The sequence below is a fragment of the Helicobacter sp. 13S00401-1 genome, from assembly GCF_002272925.1.
Lineage (GTDB): Bacteria > Campylobacterota > Campylobacteria > Campylobacterales > Helicobacteraceae > Helicobacter_I.
The window spans coordinates 245,145-261,182 of the sequence record NZ_MLAR01000001.1 but is presented as its reverse complement, the minus strand read 5'-3'; the positions used below and the strand labels follow the sequence as shown (position 1 = coordinate 261,182).

At 35.1% G+C, this 16,038-nt stretch carries 17 protein-coding genes and 1 pseudogene; 10 read left to right on the top strand and 8 right to left on the bottom strand.

What is annotated here, in order from left to right; genetic code table 11:
• Positions 1-50 precede the first annotated feature (50 nt).
• The 3 genes from BKH43_RS01275 to BKH43_RS01265 are packed head-to-tail and all read left to right on the top strand — an operon-like array spanning position 51 to position 2,126.
• The gene (locus tag BKH43_RS01275; protein WP_095227692.1) at positions 51-368 is read left to right on the top strand and encodes a hypothetical protein; all 318 of its coding nucleotides are present in this window, start codon (positions 51-53) and stop codon (positions 366-368) included.
• Positions 369-379: 11 nt separating this feature from the next.
• Positions 380-1,354: an NAD(P)H-dependent glycerol-3-phosphate dehydrogenase gene (locus BKH43_RS01270; protein ID WP_095227745.1), complete on the top strand. Its 975-nt coding sequence runs from the start codon at positions 380-382 to the stop codon at positions 1,352-1,354.
• A gap of 4 nt (positions 1,355-1,358) precedes the next feature.
• Positions 1,359-2,126 (top strand): RluA family pseudouridine synthase, encoded by a 768-nt coding sequence (locus BKH43_RS01265; protein ID WP_095227690.1) that lies wholly within the window; start codon positions 1,359-1,361, stop codon positions 2,124-2,126.
• A 525-nt stretch (positions 2,127-2,651) separates the two neighbouring features.
• Here BKH43_RS01265 and hisG read toward each other — a convergent pair.
• The 6 genes from hisG to greA are packed head-to-tail and all read right to left on the bottom strand — an operon-like array spanning position 2,652 to position 6,836.
• The gene (hisG, locus tag BKH43_RS01260; RefSeq protein WP_095227689.1) at positions 2,652-3,266 is read right to left on the bottom strand and encodes an ATP phosphoribosyltransferase; all 615 of its coding nucleotides are present in this window, start codon (positions 3,264-3,266) and stop codon (positions 2,652-2,654) included.
• A 21-nt stretch (positions 3,267-3,287) separates the two neighbouring features.
• Complete coding sequence (locus BKH43_RS01255) at positions 3,288-3,938, bottom strand: type III pantothenate kinase (protein ID WP_095227687.1); 651 nt, start codon at positions 3,936-3,938, stop codon at positions 3,288-3,290.
• Entirely contained in the window at positions 3,935-5,110 is a 1,176-nt protein-coding gene (locus BKH43_RS01250) for a hypothetical protein (protein ID WP_095227685.1), read from the bottom strand. The genes BKH43_RS01255 and BKH43_RS01250 overlap by 4 nt, the downstream gene beginning before the upstream one ends.
• Positions 5,107-5,889: a hypothetical protein gene (locus tag BKH43_RS01245; RefSeq protein WP_095227683.1), complete on the bottom strand. Its 783-nt coding sequence runs from the start codon at positions 5,887-5,889 to the stop codon at positions 5,107-5,109. The genes BKH43_RS01250 and BKH43_RS01245 overlap by 4 nt, the downstream gene beginning before the upstream one ends.
• Before the next feature lies 1 nt (position 5,890).
• Complete coding sequence (gene dut, locus BKH43_RS01240) at positions 5,891-6,337, bottom strand: dUTP diphosphatase (protein ID WP_095227681.1); 447 nt, start codon at positions 6,335-6,337, stop codon at positions 5,891-5,893.
• Positions 6,338-6,347: 10 nt separating this feature from the next.
• Positions 6,348-6,836: a transcription elongation factor GreA gene (gene greA / locus BKH43_RS01235; protein ID WP_095227679.1), complete on the bottom strand. Its 489-nt coding sequence runs from the start codon at positions 6,834-6,836 to the stop codon at positions 6,348-6,350.
• A gap of 104 nt (positions 6,837-6,940) precedes the next feature.
• Here greA and BKH43_RS01230 point away from each other — a divergent pair, with 104 nt between their 5' ends.
• From BKH43_RS01230 to murF, 3 genes are read left to right on the top strand one after another with little or no spacing between them, the layout of a single operon-like run.
• Complete coding sequence (locus BKH43_RS01230; protein ID WP_095227677.1) at positions 6,941-7,657, top strand: alpha/beta hydrolase; 717 nt, start codon at positions 6,941-6,943, stop codon at positions 7,655-7,657.
• A 31-nt stretch (positions 7,658-7,688) separates the two neighbouring features.
• Positions 7,689-7,955, top strand: coding sequence for an acylphosphatase (locus BKH43_RS01225; RefSeq protein WP_095227675.1), 267 nt, complete (start codon positions 7,689-7,691; stop codon positions 7,953-7,955).
• A 10-nt stretch (positions 7,956-7,965) separates the two neighbouring features.
• Positions 7,966-9,462, top strand: coding sequence for a UDP-N-acetylmuramoyl-tripeptide--D-alanyl-D-alanine ligase (murF, locus tag BKH43_RS01220; protein WP_095227673.1), 1,497 nt, complete (start codon positions 7,966-7,968; stop codon positions 9,460-9,462).
• Positions 9,463-9,484: 22 nt separating this feature from the next.
• Here the strand turns inward: murF and BKH43_RS01215 are convergent, their stop codons facing one another.
• A complete protein-coding gene (locus tag BKH43_RS01215) occupies positions 9,485-10,177 on the bottom strand; it encodes a class I SAM-dependent methyltransferase (RefSeq protein ID WP_095227671.1) in 693 nt (230 codons plus the stop codon).
• A 105-nt stretch (positions 10,178-10,282) separates the two neighbouring features.
• On the opposite strand from BKH43_RS01215, the pseudogene secG reads away from it, so the two are divergent.
• The 3 genes and pseudogenes from secG to pyrE form a co-directional block, all read left to right on the top strand.
• Positions 10,283-10,654 (top strand): annotated as a pseudogene (gene secG, locus BKH43_RS01210) (preprotein translocase subunit SecG); the annotation flags it as partial.
• 27 nt (positions 10,655-10,681) lie between these two features.
• On the top strand, positions 10,682-11,239 hold the full coding sequence (frr, locus tag BKH43_RS01205; RefSeq protein WP_095227667.1) for a ribosome recycling factor: 558 nt from the start codon (positions 10,682-10,684) through the stop codon (positions 11,237-11,239).
• Between the two features lie 15 nt (positions 11,240-11,254).
• Positions 11,255-11,860 carry an orotate phosphoribosyltransferase gene (gene pyrE, locus BKH43_RS01200; protein ID WP_095227743.1) on the top strand — a complete coding sequence of 202 codons (606 nt, stop codon included), beginning with the start codon at positions 11,255-11,257 and terminating at the stop codon, positions 11,858-11,860.
• Between the two features lie 49 nt (positions 11,861-11,909).
• On the opposite strand, the gene BKH43_RS01195 is transcribed toward pyrE, so the two are convergent.
• A complete protein-coding gene (locus tag BKH43_RS01195) occupies positions 11,910-15,134 on the bottom strand; it encodes an autotransporter outer membrane beta-barrel domain-containing protein (RefSeq protein ID WP_095227665.1) in 3,225 nt (1,074 codons plus the stop codon).
• 256 nt (positions 15,135-15,390) lie between these two features.
• Here BKH43_RS01195 and BKH43_RS01190 point away from each other — a divergent pair, with 256 nt between their 5' ends.
• Complete coding sequence (locus BKH43_RS01190; RefSeq protein WP_095227663.1) at positions 15,391-16,023, top strand: riboflavin synthase; 633 nt, start codon at positions 15,391-15,393, stop codon at positions 16,021-16,023.
• Positions 16,024-16,038 lie beyond the last annotated feature (15 nt).

The following is a 16,038-nucleotide window of genomic DNA, read 5'->3' as shown; positions in this document are numbered from 1 at the left end:
AAATATTCCATAATAAGTAAGGCAACAACTGCCTTACTTGGAATCACAATATGCAAACAAATAAAAATAGAACAACTACTAATGAAAAGTCAGAACTTTTAGACTTTGAAACCAAAGCAAAGACAAAGACTGTAAGGTTTGGCTTAGGCAAAGACATGTTAATAATCGGTCTAGCCATACTAATAATCACACTAATACTTTTTGCACCAAAAGTCTATCTTGCTAACAACATCTACTACGTAAGTAGAGATATCTCAAGACTGCAAGCACAACAACAACTACTAGCTGAAGCAAAACATAAATTACAACTTGAACTTGAACAATTAAAAATAAAACATTTAAATGAAACTTTAGGAGAGACATATTGACAAAGATTTTTATGCTAGGTGGGGGAGCTTGGGGACTAGCACTAGCTCACAGTTTTGCTAAAGGAAGTAATGGCGCAAATGAAGTCTATGTGCTTTCAAGACGAAAGCTTGACTTAAGCACAAACCTGACTGTATCTAGCAGCCTTGAAAGCAAAGATATCAGCACAAAAACCATACCTAGCAAGAATCTTTTTCAGATAACAAAAGAAGAGTTTTTGGAGCGTCTTGATTCTAAGTCTTTATGCGTTATAAGCATAGCTAGTGCTTTTATGAGAGACTACCTTGAAAAAGCAAAGTTTCCAAGAGACTTAAAAGTGCTATGTGTAAGTAAGGGGATAGAACAAGGAAGTGGAGCATTAATGAGTGATATCTTAGAGTGCTACTTTGAAAAAGACAACCTCTGTTTTCTAGCTGGTCCAACCTTTGCAAAAGAAGTATTACAAGGTTTACCTTGCGCAGTCTCCATAAACTCTCATAATAAAGCCCTAGCTGAACGCTATGCTAGATGCCTACCAGACTTTATAAAGCCTTACATAAAACATGACATCATAGGAGCAGAAGTAGCAGGAGCTTATAAAAATGTCATAGCTATAGCCGGTGGTATAAGTGATGGTCTAAGGCTAGGAAGCAACGCAAAAGCTAGCCTTTTAGCACGTGGACTAGTTGAGATGGCACGTTTTGGCAAGGCTTTAGGCGGGAAAAATGAGACCTTTTTAGGGCTTGCAGGAAGTGGAGACTTATTTCTAACATCTAGTTCTACTCTATCAAGAAACTACCGTGTTGGCCTAGCACTAGCAAGAGGAGAAAGTCTAGATTCTATCCTTAAAGACTTAGGTGAGGTAGCAGAAGGCGTTTATAGCACAAAGTCTATATGCGAGATAGCAGCCAAACATAAGCTACATGTGCCTATAGCAACAGAGGTTAATCATATATTAGAAGGAAGAGATGTGCTCTCAAGCCTTAAAAATCTACTAAAAAGAGGCTAAAACCATAGAAAAAGCATACAAGCTCCTGGCTTTAAAGCTAGGCATATCAAACAACAAGGCAAAAGAACTAATAGATAGTGGCTTAGTAAGTGTAGGCGGCAAAAGACTAGAAGTCGCAAGACGTGACTTGCCACTAAACACAGAGTTTAAAGTCATAGAAGATAAAGTAGAAGTACTTTTCAAAGACGATAAAATCCTAGCCATAAACAAGCCTGTTGGCGTAGAATCTTACTCTTTACAAGATAGATTTGAAGGCTATAAGCTACTTCATAGGCTTGATAAGGATACAAGTGGTGTCTTACTTTTAAGTAATGATGAAGCTTTTATGAAGCTTGCTAAGCAAGAGTTTAAAGAAGAAAGAGTTACTAAAAACTATCTTGCCTTAGTTGATGGCAATCTAAAAGAAGCTATAGAAGTTACTAAGCCCATAGGCACTAAAAAGGGCTTTAAGGCACAAAGCTTTATAAAGTCTCATATGAGCCCAAAAGATCTAGAGTATAAAAATGCTATATCAAAATTTAGACCCTTGCAGTTTTTAGATTCTGAGACCTTAGTGCTAGCTGATATCCTAACAGGCAGAACTCACCAGATAAGAGTCCACCTTGCCTCCATCAAACATCCTATAGTTGGGGATATAATCTATGGCAAAACTAAGTCTAATAGGCTAAAGCTTCACGCTTTTAGTATAAAACTACTAGATTATGAGTTTAAAGCACCCATCAACCTACAAGCAGAGTTTCATAAAGATGCCATGAGTAGCTTAAAAATATAAGTGCTTTTTAAAAAGCATGATAAGCTAGTATCTAAAGGCTTTTTTATAGAATCTAGATTCTAGCTTTAGGCCTTATGTGCTAGGCTTGCTTTTCTCTTTTCTTTTAACATAAAATTGGCCATGCTATGCTTTACTTAAAAGTAGCAGTTTTTATTACTATAGTTTTGTTGATATGCATAGCAAAAAGATCTTTTTTAACGAGCAGCTATCTATATACAATAGAGATTTTCAATAATTATAATTTCTTGAGCCAAAATCATTCTCGCTTTGTTTCGTGGTGCAAAAATCACGAAAAAAGTGAGTAGTAGTGCGAATGCGTGATTTTTTGAGGAGACTTACGTTTTCGAGGAAGCTTACGTTTTCGAGGAAACTGGCATTTTCAAAGAAGCTTACGCTTTGGTTAAAAAAATCCATAAACAACAAGCAATATGAAAAAGAAAGTATTAGAATAAAGATTTAGTGAATAGTGTAAAAAGAACGGAGTTGCTTATATAAAAAGATCTAAAAGAGCAAGTTTTAAACACCCTATAAAGCAAGGGCCTTTGCACACTTCTCTCTTAAAGCTAGTATCTCATCTTTATACTCAAAAAAACTATTTTTATTAGCCACTAAGTAAGCACTAGAATCCATTATCACTTCATAAACTTCAAGGTTGTTTTGTTTCATAGTAGTTCCAGTTTCTACTATATCAACTATGGCATCACTTAGCCCTACAAGTGGGGCTAACTCGATAGAACCATAAAGTTTTATAACATCAATTGCTATAGCTTTTTTTGCAAAGTGATGTTTGGTGATGTTAGCTAGTTTTGTAGCTATCTTTAGTCGTGGTTTTTGAAGATCTAAAGGTTTTAAGCACTCAGTGCCAACTACAACCTTGCACTTACCAAAGCCAAGATTAAGCAGCCTTACTACAGGGGCCTTTCCTTCTTCTAATATATCAAGGCCTACTACACCAAGATTTGCAGCGCCATATTGCACATAAGTTGGTACATCTTGATTCCTTACAAGTAAGAATCTAAATCCACCATGTTCAAGTATAAGCTTTCTATCATTGAAGCTAAAGTTTGTATTGAAGATCTTAGAAAAAAGTATAAGCGTATCCTCGCCTATACGTCCTTTTGGCAAAGCTATAGTTAGCAAGTGATTCCTTTTTGTATTATTTTAAGAACTAGCAGGCTTGGAGCGAAGCTGTTTGACTGCAAGCCACATACCCTTGAAAACTAAAGTGTCATCATAGATGCTATTGCTAAAAAGTCTTGAAAAAAACTTCCCATCTCCACCAGTAAAATAGATCATCTTTCCATTAGCACTTTGCTTTATGGTTAGAAATATACTATCTAGTGCACCAAAGCTAAGTGCATCTTTAGTATTTTGTGGCAAGCTTTCTAAATCTACACCCATATTAAAGTACTGTAAGTCTAAAACCTTAGATATGCTGGCATAAAAGATTCTATAACTTTCAAGTCCAGGCAAGATAAAACCTCCAAGATGAACTCCAGCTTCCATAACATCTACTGTTATAGCACTTCCTGCATCCACTATCACTCCAGTTCTTACGCCCATGCAAGCAGCTTTTCTATCTACTCCTAAGCCCTTATACTCACTTTTTAAATCTAGATAAGGCCCTAGGTTAATGCAGTTTTTATGTGAAGATAAAAGACTTTTTTCACCCTCTTCATTCACACTTATATAAAGTATAGTGCTATTTTTATCTTTTTTAGAGATTTTATCTAAAGGCTCTTTCCACATGCTTCCTTTTTTATAAAAGTGAAAGAAAGTATTGCCTATGTCACATAAGATTACTTCACTCATAATCCCATTTTCTCTGTTGCTTCTTTTGGCTGTGATGCCTTTTTAGATTCCATAGATTTTTTAGAATCTTGTTTTATCTTATCTTTTTTAGCCTTTGGCTTAGCAAAAGTTATATTAGGCTTTGCTAGGTTTAAAGAAGATTCTGTGTTATAAAAAACACCATCAGTAAAAAACACCTCTTTGTTTTTATGTAAGCTTGCTTTATAAACCTTGTATGTAAAGTCATTAAGATTAACTTCTATTAAAAAACCACTTCGTTCTAGTGTATAAAGCGTGTTATCTTTAAAACCTATGCCACTAAATTTAGCATAAGGAAGATGTATCTTATTTAGCAATCTTAAAGTTGGATCATACTCTGCTATATCACCCTCTAGATTTAAAACAAAGATATTGCCTTTATAAACTTTTACATATCTTATATCTCCATCTAAAGTGTAGCTTTGTCCTTCTACAAAGCTTACTATCCTTTTTGGTGTAGCAGCGATAACTACGCTATCACTTGCATCTATGAAAGTTATATTGTTTAAAAACTTATCACCACCTATTATGCTACTTCTTATAACTTTTAGCTCTTTTAAGTCTACAAAAACCACCCTTCCATCAAGCATAGGGTAGATGACACTATCGCCTTCAAAGATAGGACTAGTTATCTGGTTAGTAACAGCATAAATTGGGTCGTTTCTATCTATAAAGATTCTATCTTTTTTAGCTAAGTCATATATAACTGCTGTGTTATCTTGCATAACTAAGGCTAGCAAGTTATCTCTTAAAGCCCCACTCACAGCACATGAATCAACTTTAAACTTTATAGCATCTTCTCTTTCAAGCTTTACTTTATCTAGCTTCAAAGAATCTTTTAACATAGTAGTAGATTCCACTTTATAAGGCACTACTTCTAGCTCTTTACAAGTGTTGTTAATCACAAAGTACTTATCGTTACTAAAAACTACATTTTCACCTTTTTCTAGCTTTAGGCTTTTTAAGCCCTCTTTATCTAAGATCATCCCATCTTTTAACTTGGCATGAGTAAGGTTTGAATCTACTATAGGGCTAGGAAGATCTTTATCTAAAGACAACTTGCCATCTATCACACTTGGAGAAAAGCTTTTTTGCCCTGCACAAGCTATAAAAAATAAGACTAAAACTAGGAGTAGATATTTTAGATGTTTCATTTAGAGGTTTCCTTCTTTAAGTCTTGATTACTGCTACTTGCAGAGTTTTTATTAGCATGAGTAAGCTCACTTTCTATAAGCTTTGTTTCATCTATATTAGATCCCTTAGGAGTTGTAGCTTGAGTGTTAGTATCTGGCATCTGCGTAACTCCATAGTGCCTTAAAAGCTGGGCTACTTGATAGATTCTACTATCTGCCCTAGCACCATTTGCTGCTTCTAGTTTTACGTTAGCTAAGGCTTCTTGACCCTTTTTTATATTCCCATTTTGAAAGTAGATAAAGCCAATTTGCAAGTAAGCAAGGTTAGCAAAGTTTAAGTCATTAGTACTTTTAGCATAAGCTTCTAGGCCTTTTAAGTCTTGATTAAAGTTAGCTACTTCATACTTTGCTCTATCTGATAAAAAGCCATCGTTTGAAGACTTGCTAAGTTTGGCAAGGTCTGCATTATCAGTTATGGCTACTGGGTTTTCTTTAGCCACTTTGTTGTATAGATAAAAGTCATAAAGCTTAGGATTTAGCTTTTCTAGTTGGCTGGCAAGACTTGCGTTTGGATGTTCTATTATCTCAGCAAAGAGATCAGAGCTTTTTTGCTCCCTGTTGCTATTAATCGCATAGCTTGTCACAAAGTAAACTACTAGTATTACTATGATGACTGCGATTATTATCAAGCTTATCTTATGCTTTCTTACAAAAGTTTCTAGTCTAAATGCCTGCCAAAGCATATTTTGTTCGCCGACTAGCTCATCTTTTACTTCTTTTAATGCCTTCTCTACCTTCATCTTAATCCTTATTTATAGTTGAAACACCACTAGAACCAAAGCCCTTAGCCCCACGTGTAGAATCTTGCAAAACTTTCACTTCTATAAAGTTTGCCTTTAGTATAGGAGCTAGTATACCTTGGGCTATCCTATCTCCCTTAGTTACTTTAAAGCCTTCACTTCCAAAGTTAGCAAGCAACACTTTTATCTCACCTCTATAGTCGCTATCTACTGTGCCAGGCGTGTTTAAAACAAAGATTCCATGTTTTAGTGCTAGCCCACTTCTTGGTCTAACTTGCACTTCATAGCCTTCAGTTAACTCTATGGCTATGCCTGTGTTAATAAGTGCCATGCCTTTAGATTCTATATAAGCATCTTCACAAGCATATAGATCAAAACCACTAGCACCACTGCTTGCATAAAGTGGAACTTTAGCATCTGGTTGTACAAGCTTAATTTTTACATTCACAAAGTTATCCTTACTTAAAGTCTATAGGTTTATAAAAGATAGACTTTACTTCATAGTCGCACTCACCACGAGGTAAGGTTATACTTACTTGATCACCTACTTCTTTACCTAGCAAGTCTTTAGCTATAGGTGAGTCATAAGATATAAGCCCACTTCTTGGGTTACTTTCTAGCACGCCAACTATAGTGTAAGTTAGCTCTTCTTCTGTGTCTATATCTTCTATAACTACCGTACTGCCATAACTTACGCTTTCATGGCTTAGTGTGCTTGGATCTAGCACTACAGCATTAGCCAGCATAAGACTAAGGGAGTTAATCCTAGATTCTATAACGGCTTGTTTTTCCTTAGCAGCATGGTACTCTGCGTTTTCTTTTAAGTCTCCATGCTCTCTTGCTATGCTTATCTCATTGACGATATTTGGTCTTTCAACCTCTTTTAACTCAGTTAACTCTTTAACTAGCTTATCGTAACCGTACTTGCTCATAGGAACTTGTGCCATATTTATCTTGCCTTATTTAGTATGGATATGTTTAGGTTCGATGATTTTATCCAAGAATTAGATAAAATTAAGCACGCTAAGCGCAAAAACAAAAGGTTACTAACATGGCTTCAAAGCAAATCACTTGCTTAGATCACACTTTTAACATCAGCTATTTAATCATAGATAACAAAGCAGATAAGAATCTTTGCTTCTTGCACGGCTGGGGAAGTAATAAAGAGCTTATGAAGCTAGCCTTTGAAAACTCTTTTAAAGACTATAACCATATCTATGTTGACCTACCTGGCTTTGGTGCTAGCTCTAACCCCATGGTCTTAGATAGTAAAAAATATGCTTTAATCTTAAAAGGCTTCTTTGAAAAGCTTAGCATCAATAACGTACAAGATATAAATCTTCTAGCAGGCCATAGTTTTGGTGGTAAGCTAGCCTTGCTTTTTGACTATGAGATACTTTTACTAAGTAGTGCTGGAATCTTATTAGAAAAAAGCTTTAAAACTAAAAGTAAGATAGCTATAAGTAAACTTTTTAAATCCTTGGGCATAAAAGCAAGCTTTCTTCGCTCAAAAGATGCGGATAATCTACCTCCAAACATGTATGAGACTTTTAAGCTAGTAGTTAATGAAGACTTTAGCCCCTACTATGCAAACTTTAAAAAAAATGCTAGTGTGTTTTGGGGAGAAAGTGATACTGCTACACCTCTAAAAAGCTTTGAGATTATAAAAAGTCTTATGAGTAATGCAAGATTTTTTATGCTAAAAGGTGATCACTACTTTTTCTTAAAGCAAGCAAACACTATAGAAAAACTCTATAAAAACTTATAACAACATCAAACTTAAACTTAAAGGAAGACTTATGACTTATCATATATTAGCTACTGGGAAAGTTCAAGGCGTAGGTTTTAGGAATATGACTGAAAGGCTAGCTAAGCTTTTAAACTTAAAAGGCACAGTGCAAAACTTAGAAAATGGACAAGTTGAGATATACATAAACGCAGATGAAAAAGACTTAGAGTCACTAAAAGCTAGCCTGTTTGAAGGTAACTCTAAAAGCCGCTTAGATAAGCTAGACTGCAAAGTTATAGATGATATAGACTTTGAAGACTTTGTAGTTTTAAGGTAAGGTTAAGTTAATGAGTGTTTATTTCACGCTAAATATCATCTCGCATTTTATAATGATATTTTTACTGACTTACTATCTTACAACCCTGCTTCAGTGGTATAACTATAGCTTTTATAGAATCCTAACTAAACATCATAAAAAGTTATGGCACTTTTACTACTTCGTGCTACCTATCATAGTCTTTTTAGTAACTGATATATTAAGACTTTATATAGTCTTTTATGTATGCTTAATCATATGGATAATAGCTTTTGGAATCTGGCTTTATAGGCTAGATAAAAAGCTAGTTTTTACCAAAAGAGTTATACGCCTTTTTGTAATAGTTTTGCTTTTTACTATCTTAAATGAAGCTATAAACATCATAGATCATCTAGATAAAGATAAAGCTTATATAAGCGCCCTCCTCTATCTAGCCCCACTAGTATTTGGCTTTATAGTTGCTTTTTTATATGAAAGTCTAATCTTTAGAAACTACGCAAAGCTTGCTAAGGCCAAACTTGCAAAGATGCCTAATCTAACCATAGTTGCCATCACTGGAAGCTATGGCAAAACTAGTACTAAAAACTTTTTAGAAGATATATTAAAAGAAAGATATGACGTCTATGCCACGCCAAGAAGCGTAAACACCTATAAAGGCTTAGTTAATGATATAAATTCTAACCTTGACCCAGACACTGAAGTTTATATAGCTGAAGCAGGTGCGCGTGCTAAAAATGATATAAGGCAGATTGCTAATTTATTAAACCCACAATATGCCATCATAGGCAAAGTAGGCCTTGCTCATATAGAGTATTTCAAAAGCCTAGAAAACACACTAAGTGCTAAGTTTGAGCTACTAGATTCTAAAAAGCTACAAAAGGCCTTTGTGCAAAGAGATAACAAAACTCCAGAGATAAAAGAAAGCTATAAAGAAAACATAAACCTTATAACCACCTATCCGCCAGAGCATAAAAATATCACTACTTCACTAGACTTTACTAGCTTTGAGTTAAAGATAAATGGAGTGTATGAAGAGTTTCAAACTAAGGTTTTAGGTAGTTTTAATGTTGATAATATAGCAGCTTGCATACTAGTAGCCCTAGAGTTAAAAGTACCACTTGATACTATCAAAAAAGCAGTCTCTAAACTTGAAAGCATCCCACACAGACTTAATAAAATAGTAACTAATAATAAGCTTATCTTAGATGATAGCTTTAATGGCAACTTAGAAGGAGTAAGTGAAGCCATAAGACTAAGCTCACTTTATAATGGAAGAAAAGTCATAGTTACTCCTGGTCTAGTTGAAAGTAACACAGAAAGCAATATCAAAATCGCTAAGCTTATAGATGAAGTCTTTGATCTAGCCATAATCACAGGCGAGCTAAACTCTAAGATTCTAAATGACAACATACAGCACACTCAAAAAGTGGTTTTAAAAGATAAGTCCAACTTAGAAGGGATACTAAAAAGCTTTGGGCAAGATGGTGATTTAGTACTTTTCGCAAATGATGCTCCAAGCTATATATAAGGCTACAAACAAGTAGCTTTATCTATCTAATAAATATCAAAGCCTCATAGTTTAAGTCCAAAAAAGGCAGTGCTAAAAGCCTTTTAGCCTGCTTGTAGCTTAGAGTTTTATCTAAGGCACCACCTAGCAAACCTAAATCTTGCAAATGACTTAAAAGCTCTTTTTGAGTTTTAAACTGAAGTCTTTTACTAAAAGATTTTAAGATCTTAAAAGTTCCAAAGTGTTTTTTTATAAGAGTAGTTACTTCATCTTTAGATCTTAGGGGAGAGGTTGTATTAAGATGGGCATGAAGCTTACTAAAAGTTTCTGAGGTAAAAAGACTTAAGGCTAACTCGCACTTACTCTTACTTAGCTTAAAAAGCAAACTATCAAGATTGGCACTCCACTGCATAGCAGCATTTGAACATATAAATGTATCTTTATCTAAACTAGAGTAGTTAAACTCATCAAAGCTTTTATGTATAAAAGTTATGTTTGGTGCTTTTGGATGGAGTGCTAAAAGATTACTTGCACTATCAAGGGCGATAAAGTTTTTAAAGTTTTTATCTTTTAAGACTTTATAAACATTACCACTGCCTGCACCTAGATCTAAAAGTGTTTTATTAGTAAGGTCAGATTCTATGTTCTTACATAAAATCTTAGCTAGCTCTAATTGCACATCTGAGTTAGTAGCATAGCTTAAAGCCTTAGCATTAAAAGAGTGCATATTAAGCATTAACCCTCCATCACAAACCCTTGTATGCTTTCAAAGGCATGCTGATGATTTATGTTTTGATATTTTTTAGATATAATCAACCCCTTATAATTCCAAGGAAAGATTATGACCACCATCTTATTAACAATTCAGATTATTTTAGCTGTAATATTGGTAATAGTAGTACTCTTGCAAAAAAGCTCATCCATAGGTCTAGGTGCCTATAGTGGAAGTAATGACAGCGTTTTTGGTGCTAAAGGGCCAGCTAGCTTTATGGCCAAACTTACTATGATCCTAGGAGTGCTATTTCTCATAAATACTGTTGCGCTTGGATACTACTACAATAAAGGAGCAAGCAAAAGTGTAGTTGATAACATGGCTACGCCTGCTCCTATTCAACATCAAACCCTTATCCCAACTCTTCCAAGTGCCCCTTCAAGCTCTAGTGACCTAGCAAACCCTCTTGCTAATCCTTCAGCCAGCCCACTGGCTAATCCATCCACTAAAAATACAAAGGAGTAGTTAATGTTAGAAAACATCTATAAAGACACAAAAGATAGCATGCAAAAGTCTTTAGGTGCCCTAAGCAAAGACTTTAGCACCTTAAGAAGTGGCCGAGTAAGCATAAGCGTGCTAGATAATGTAAGAGTTAACTACTATGACTCTTTAGTGCCTTTAAGCAATGTAGCTAACATCAATCTAACTGATGCTACAACTATAGTTATCTCACCTTGGGAAAAAAACGTTATAAAAGATATAGAAAAAGCCATCCTTGAAGCAAACATAGGTGTTAATCCAAATGCAGATGCTGATGGTATAAAACTTTTCTTCCCCCCTATGACTAGCGAGCAAAGAGTGCAAGTTGCAAAGCAAGCAAGAGCTATGTGTGAAAAAGCAAAAGTTGCTATAAGAAACATAAGACAAAACTCTAATAATCAAATAAAAAAGCTTGAAAAAGATAAAGCCATCACAGCAGATGATGCTAAAAGAGGTGAGGCTGAAGTGCAAAAGATAACAGATGAGTTTATAAAAAAAGCAGATACTTCTTTGAAAAGCAAAGAAGAAGAAGTTATGAAGGTTTAATCTATAATGCAAGCTATAGATGTTAAAAAAGTCTATGAAGACGCCCACGCTCTTTTAAGCGGACACTTTCTTTTAAGTAGCGGAAATCATACTGATCATTATTTACAGTCTGCCAAAGTACTAGAAAATCCAAAAAATGCAGAGATTTTATGCAAAGCTTTAGCCTTGCAGATAAAAGATTCTGAGATAAAAGTAGACTGCGTTTGTTCCCCAGCCCTTGGTGGAATCTTAGCAGGCTATGAGCTAGCTAGGGCTTTAGGGGTAAGATTTATCTTTACTGAAAGAGTAAATGGAATTATGGAGTTAAGGAGGGGCTTTGAAGTTAGCAAGGGTGAAAAGATACTAGTTTGTGAAGACATCATAACAACTGGTGGAAGCGCCTTAGAAAGTGCTAAATGTTTAGAGGCCTTTGGTGCTGATATAGTAGCCTTTGGTGCTTTGGCAAATCGTGGTTTTTGCAAAAGAGTAGGAAGCGAGTTAGAATCTAAAAAAGAGTGCAAGCTACCGCTTAATAAGCCTTTATTTGCACTGGCTGATTTTATCTTTAATATGTATCCGCCAGAAAACTGCCCACTTTGTAAAACTTCAAAGGCTTATAAACCAGGAAGTCGTGGAAACTAGCAAGCTTTAGTCTTTTTAACTCTTTTGTCTTTTGTAAGGCCTTATACTTTTAGAATCTATAGCCATATCTAAGGCTTAGTGTTGTAGCTATAAGGCTAGACTTAAAAGTACCTGCATAACTTAAGGCTAAGTTATTGTTAACATCTAAGCTATAAGTTACTCCAAGATTAAGCATGCCTCCAAAGGGATCACTTCCTAAACTTGCTACATTAAAGTTTATACCATCATCCAAAAAAGCTACATTAAACACCCTAGACTTAGATAAAACATCATAAAAGATAAATCCACTAACCATAACTTTCAAACCTTCAAGTGCTTTAAACTCATAGTTTAGCCCAAAGCTAGGAAGCAAGGAGTTATCATTTTTAGCAGGTACCTTTAAGCCAAACTCACCATTTTCACTATAAGCACTCTGATGCAAGTAGATGTAGCTAAGTCTTAAAGATGACATTAATGCATGCTTGCCTAGCTCAAACTTATAGCCTAAGAGGGCGTAGCTGTTAAACTCATTAGCAAGATAGCTAGCCTTAGCTGAAGTATCTAGCATGCCTTGAGTTCTATTAGTCCCTATAAAGTGTAAAGAGTAGCCTAGGCTTACTTGGTAAGTTAGCCCTGTATCTAGCGAGTAAAGATAAAGTCTAGGACTTAGGCTGTTATAGTTTGCATTAAAGCTAGTAAAAGCTGTACTATAAGTTAGGTTAGCTCCAACTAGCAAGTTACTAAGTCTTTGGTTAAAACCTCCCACAAAGCCAAAAGTATTAAGACTGTAGCCTTGCACACTGCGTCTTTCTCCTTGGATGATGTTTTGGTAGATAGTCTGGGCATAGACTTCTTTAGTGGGTTCTTTTATATACTCAAAGCTATCATTTGGCAAAGGAATATAATCAAGCAAGATAGAAAAAGGTGAGCTTGGGTCGTAGTTTTTAAGTCGACTTTCATTTTTATCATTCATTGCAAAACGTGCCTTACTTAAAAATCTTAATGAGTTAGCAAGACTAGAGTTAGCAACTACCTCATCTACAATCCTAAAAGATGCTAGGTTAGATTCTAAGGCATAGTTTTCTACTGCGTTATTTAAATCACTAGGCATAAGATCTTTTAGCACACTTATGGCTTCTTGTCTTTTTTGAAAACTATTAGTACGTTTCAAAGCATTTAACCTATCATAAATCTTGCTACTAGGAGTATTTCTATGATACCTAGAGATATACTCTCCAACCTTTAAGGCCAAAGATTCTAAGTTAGTCTCTGGTGTTACTTTAAAGTCAGCGCTACTTGTGTGTAAAGGAGTGATGGTAGTTATATCTTTAGAAGATGGGTTAGTGTTAGGTTTAGTTGGTGAAGGGATATCACTTAGCTTTAAGTTAGAACTAGTTATTAGCTTATACAAAGCATCTGAGTGATAAGTAGCTAGCAAGCTAAGTTTAGATGGGCTTAAAGCTTCACTTTGTTTGCTTCCAAGATAGAAGTCTATAAAAGTAAGATTAGATTCTACTTTCATCTTACCTACTATGTACTTGCCAGCATCACTACCTTTCATATCTTTAGTACTAAAAAGCACTCCACTAAAACAGCTAGGATCTACTTTAGCTCCATTGATAGTTATACTTTTCCCTAGAAGAAAGTTTTCTTTTAAAAGGAGGGCATTTGCATCTGTGCTATTTTTACTGAGACCTGCCTTAGCTAAAAAAGATTCCAAACTGCCTTGAAGCATAATGCCACTTCCGTGTAGATATAAAGCTGGCAAACTTAAAGCTCCTTTAGATTCTATAGAGGCTAGATTAAATGTAGTCTCACTTGTTGCATCCTCCCCATAACCTAGTGTTTGAGTGGTAATAGAAAAGTTAAAAAGAGCTTTATTTAAGGCTTTAGAATCTATATTTAATGGTGATTCTAAAGTTCCATTTTCAAGAGTGCTTATACTTAGATCTCCTCCTACGCTTATTTTAGTAAAAGGATTTAGATTAATGCTTGCTAGGCTAGTTGGCTTAGTGCCACGCACTTTTAACTCACTAGGAAAGGTTGGAGGGGCTGCTCCATCTATACTAGTAAAGCTTGGATTACCCTCTAAAATATCAGTTTCTATAAGACCCCTTTGTCCTTGCTCCTTCCCTCCTATAACTATACTTTTTGCGCTTAGTTTTGAGTTTATCCCCTGCAGCTTTATAGTGGCATTATCTAGCTTTATAGTTTCACTTATAAGAGAGTTTCCCTGCAGTATAGAGTTAGTGGCTTCTAAGTCTTTTATGCTAATCTTTGCAGTTGCTGCAAGCACCCTAGCATTGAAGTAATTAACACTCAAACTCTCTACTTTTGCCTTAGATATCTCTATATCATTAGCATTTATATATACACCATTTGAAAAACGCGCAGTGCCTTTTGTGGTGCTAAGATTAGTAACCTTTAGTTTGGAATCTTTACTTTCACTAGCGAGTAATAATATATTTGTATCATTACTACTACCATCAGTCAGTCTTGCATTATTTATAGTTAGATTTTTACTAGTTAAAGAGTTAGCATAAATACTAGTATTAGTAAGATTTAACGTAGTTATATTTATAGTATTACTTTGTGGTGGAGAGCCTTTAGTCTCATCAAACTTTCCTTCATTAACTTCCATAGCACTACTCACATAGACACTTTTTAAAGTAGCACTATTAGCCTTTAGCGTATTTACATAAAGGCTTATCCTCCCTGCAGCAGGTATAGATCTAGATGAAAAAGTCATCTGGTCATAGCCTGTGTTGTCTAGATTTATAGTTGTGGCATCAAGGATGTTTGCAACTATGGTGTTATTACTACTTGGAGAGCTTGGATAAAACTCACTAGATGAAGTGGCACTTCCAGAATTAGCATTAGCAAGACTATGAAGATAAATATCACCTTTGCTATAAAGGAGTGAGTTAATAAGCGTGCTGCCTTGCTTAAATGTGTTATTTAACTCTAAGGAATCTAGTCTTTTTTCACTTGTGCCTATATTTTTAAAACTAGCATTTATGTACTGTGAGGTCGAATTACTACTTGTAGAATCTAATGTAAACTTGCCTGCATTGTTAGTATTAGTTGTGATATTTCCTAGATGAATTAGCTGTGCCTTATTTGGATTCCCACCTACTTTTTCAAGCTCTTCTTTTGTTTTTAGTTTTATGACTAAAGAGTTAGTAGCACTAAGTTCATAGTCTTTAGCCTCACTAGTAGCAGCATCTATAGTTATATTAGCTAGCAGCATGTTAGGGGCAAGCACACCCAGTAAGGTAAGGATTTTATAAAACATCTTACTATCTACTTTTTAGTACTAACTATCTTAAGTGAGATAGTTTAAAAAATCTGCCCCTCCGCATTCCTAGGATTTATAAAAGTTTAAGGTATATGAACTTTAGTATCCTCTCTTATAAGTCTACTAAGCTAACTTTTAAAAAGTCAAGAGATATCATTAAGATATTAATTTTATATTAACTTTATTATGTTAACCCACTCTTATAAGAAATAAAAGTACAATTTCTATAAACCAAACCCAAAGGGCAAAAGATATGTTTAGTGGACTAGTTAGAGATATAGGCGAGGTTATAAGCTTTGATAGCGAGATATTAAGCCTTAAAAGCACGCTAAAAGCAGAAGTCGGAGATAGTATAGCAGTTAATGGAGCTTGCTTAACTGTCATAAAAGTTTTTAGCGGAGGCTTTAATATGCTTTTAAGCACTGAAACTTCTAGCCTCATAGCTAAAGAAAATCTAAAAGGAAAAGTGCACCTTGAGCCTGCTTTAAAGCTAAGTGATGGCCTTCATGGTCACATAGTACAAGGGCATATAGATTTTAGCGGGCGCTTAGATTCCATAACTAAGCACAATAAAGATACTATCTTTAAAATAAGTGTTAGTAAAAAAGCCCTTCCTTTAATCTATCCAAAAGGCAGCATTACTATAGATGGAATCTCGCTTACTATAGGCAGTGTTGAAGATTCTTATTTTAGTCTTATCTTAATCCCCCATACTATGGAAAACACTCTCTTTCACACCTACAAAGTAAGCAGAAAGGTAAACATAGAAACAGACATGATAGCAAGAAGTGTTTATAACGTCATAAAAGGTATGGAATCTAGTAAAAACGCTAAAGCTAGCCAAGATGACTGGCTTATGAAGGATTTAATGACGCTAGGTTACTAACAGCTAACCTCCAAA

Excerpts from the sequence above, each read along its gene's own strand:
- BKH43_RS01250 (WP_095227685.1), bottom strand. The coding sequence starts at position 5,110 with ATGAAACATCTAAAATATCTACTCCTAGTTTTAGTCTTATTTTTTATA.
- BKH43_RS01230 (WP_095227677.1), top strand. The coding sequence starts at position 6,941 with ATGGCTTCAAAGCAAATCACTTGCTTAGATCACACTTTTAACATCAGC.
- BKH43_RS01215 (WP_095227671.1), bottom strand. The coding sequence starts at position 10,177 with ATGCTTAATATGCACTCTTTTAATGCTAAGGCTTTAAGCTATGCTACT.
- BKH43_RS01190 (WP_095227663.1), top strand. The coding sequence starts at position 15,391 with ATGTTTAGTGGACTAGTTAGAGATATAGGCGAGGTTATAAGCTTTGAT.
- BKH43_RS01245 (WP_095227683.1), bottom strand. The coding sequence starts at position 5,889 with ATGAAGGTAGAGAAGGCATTAAAAGAAGTAAAAGATGAGCTAGTCGGC.
- BKH43_RS01195 (WP_095227665.1), bottom strand. The coding sequence starts at position 15,134 with ATGTTTTATAAAATCCTTACCTTACTGGGTGTGCTTGCCCCTAACATG.
- BKH43_RS01270 (WP_095227745.1), top strand. The coding sequence starts at position 380 with ATGCTAGGTGGGGGAGCTTGGGGACTAGCACTAGCTCACAGTTTTGCT.
- BKH43_RS01225 (WP_095227675.1), top strand. The coding sequence starts at position 7,689 with ATGACTTATCATATATTAGCTACTGGGAAAGTTCAAGGCGTAGGTTTT.
- greA (WP_095227679.1), bottom strand. The coding sequence starts at position 6,836 with ATGGCACAAGTTCCTATGAGCAAGTACGGTTACGATAAGCTAGTTAAA.
- frr (WP_095227667.1), top strand. The coding sequence starts at position 10,682 with ATGTTAGAAAACATCTATAAAGACACAAAAGATAGCATGCAAAAGTCT.
- BKH43_RS01275 (WP_095227692.1), top strand. The coding sequence starts at position 51 with ATGCAAACAAATAAAAATAGAACAACTACTAATGAAAAGTCAGAACTT.
- murF (WP_095227673.1), top strand. The coding sequence starts at position 7,966 with ATGAGTGTTTATTTCACGCTAAATATCATCTCGCATTTTATAATGATA.
- BKH43_RS01255 (WP_095227687.1), bottom strand. The coding sequence starts at position 3,938 with ATGAGTGAAGTAATCTTATGTGACATAGGCAATACTTTCTTTCACTTT.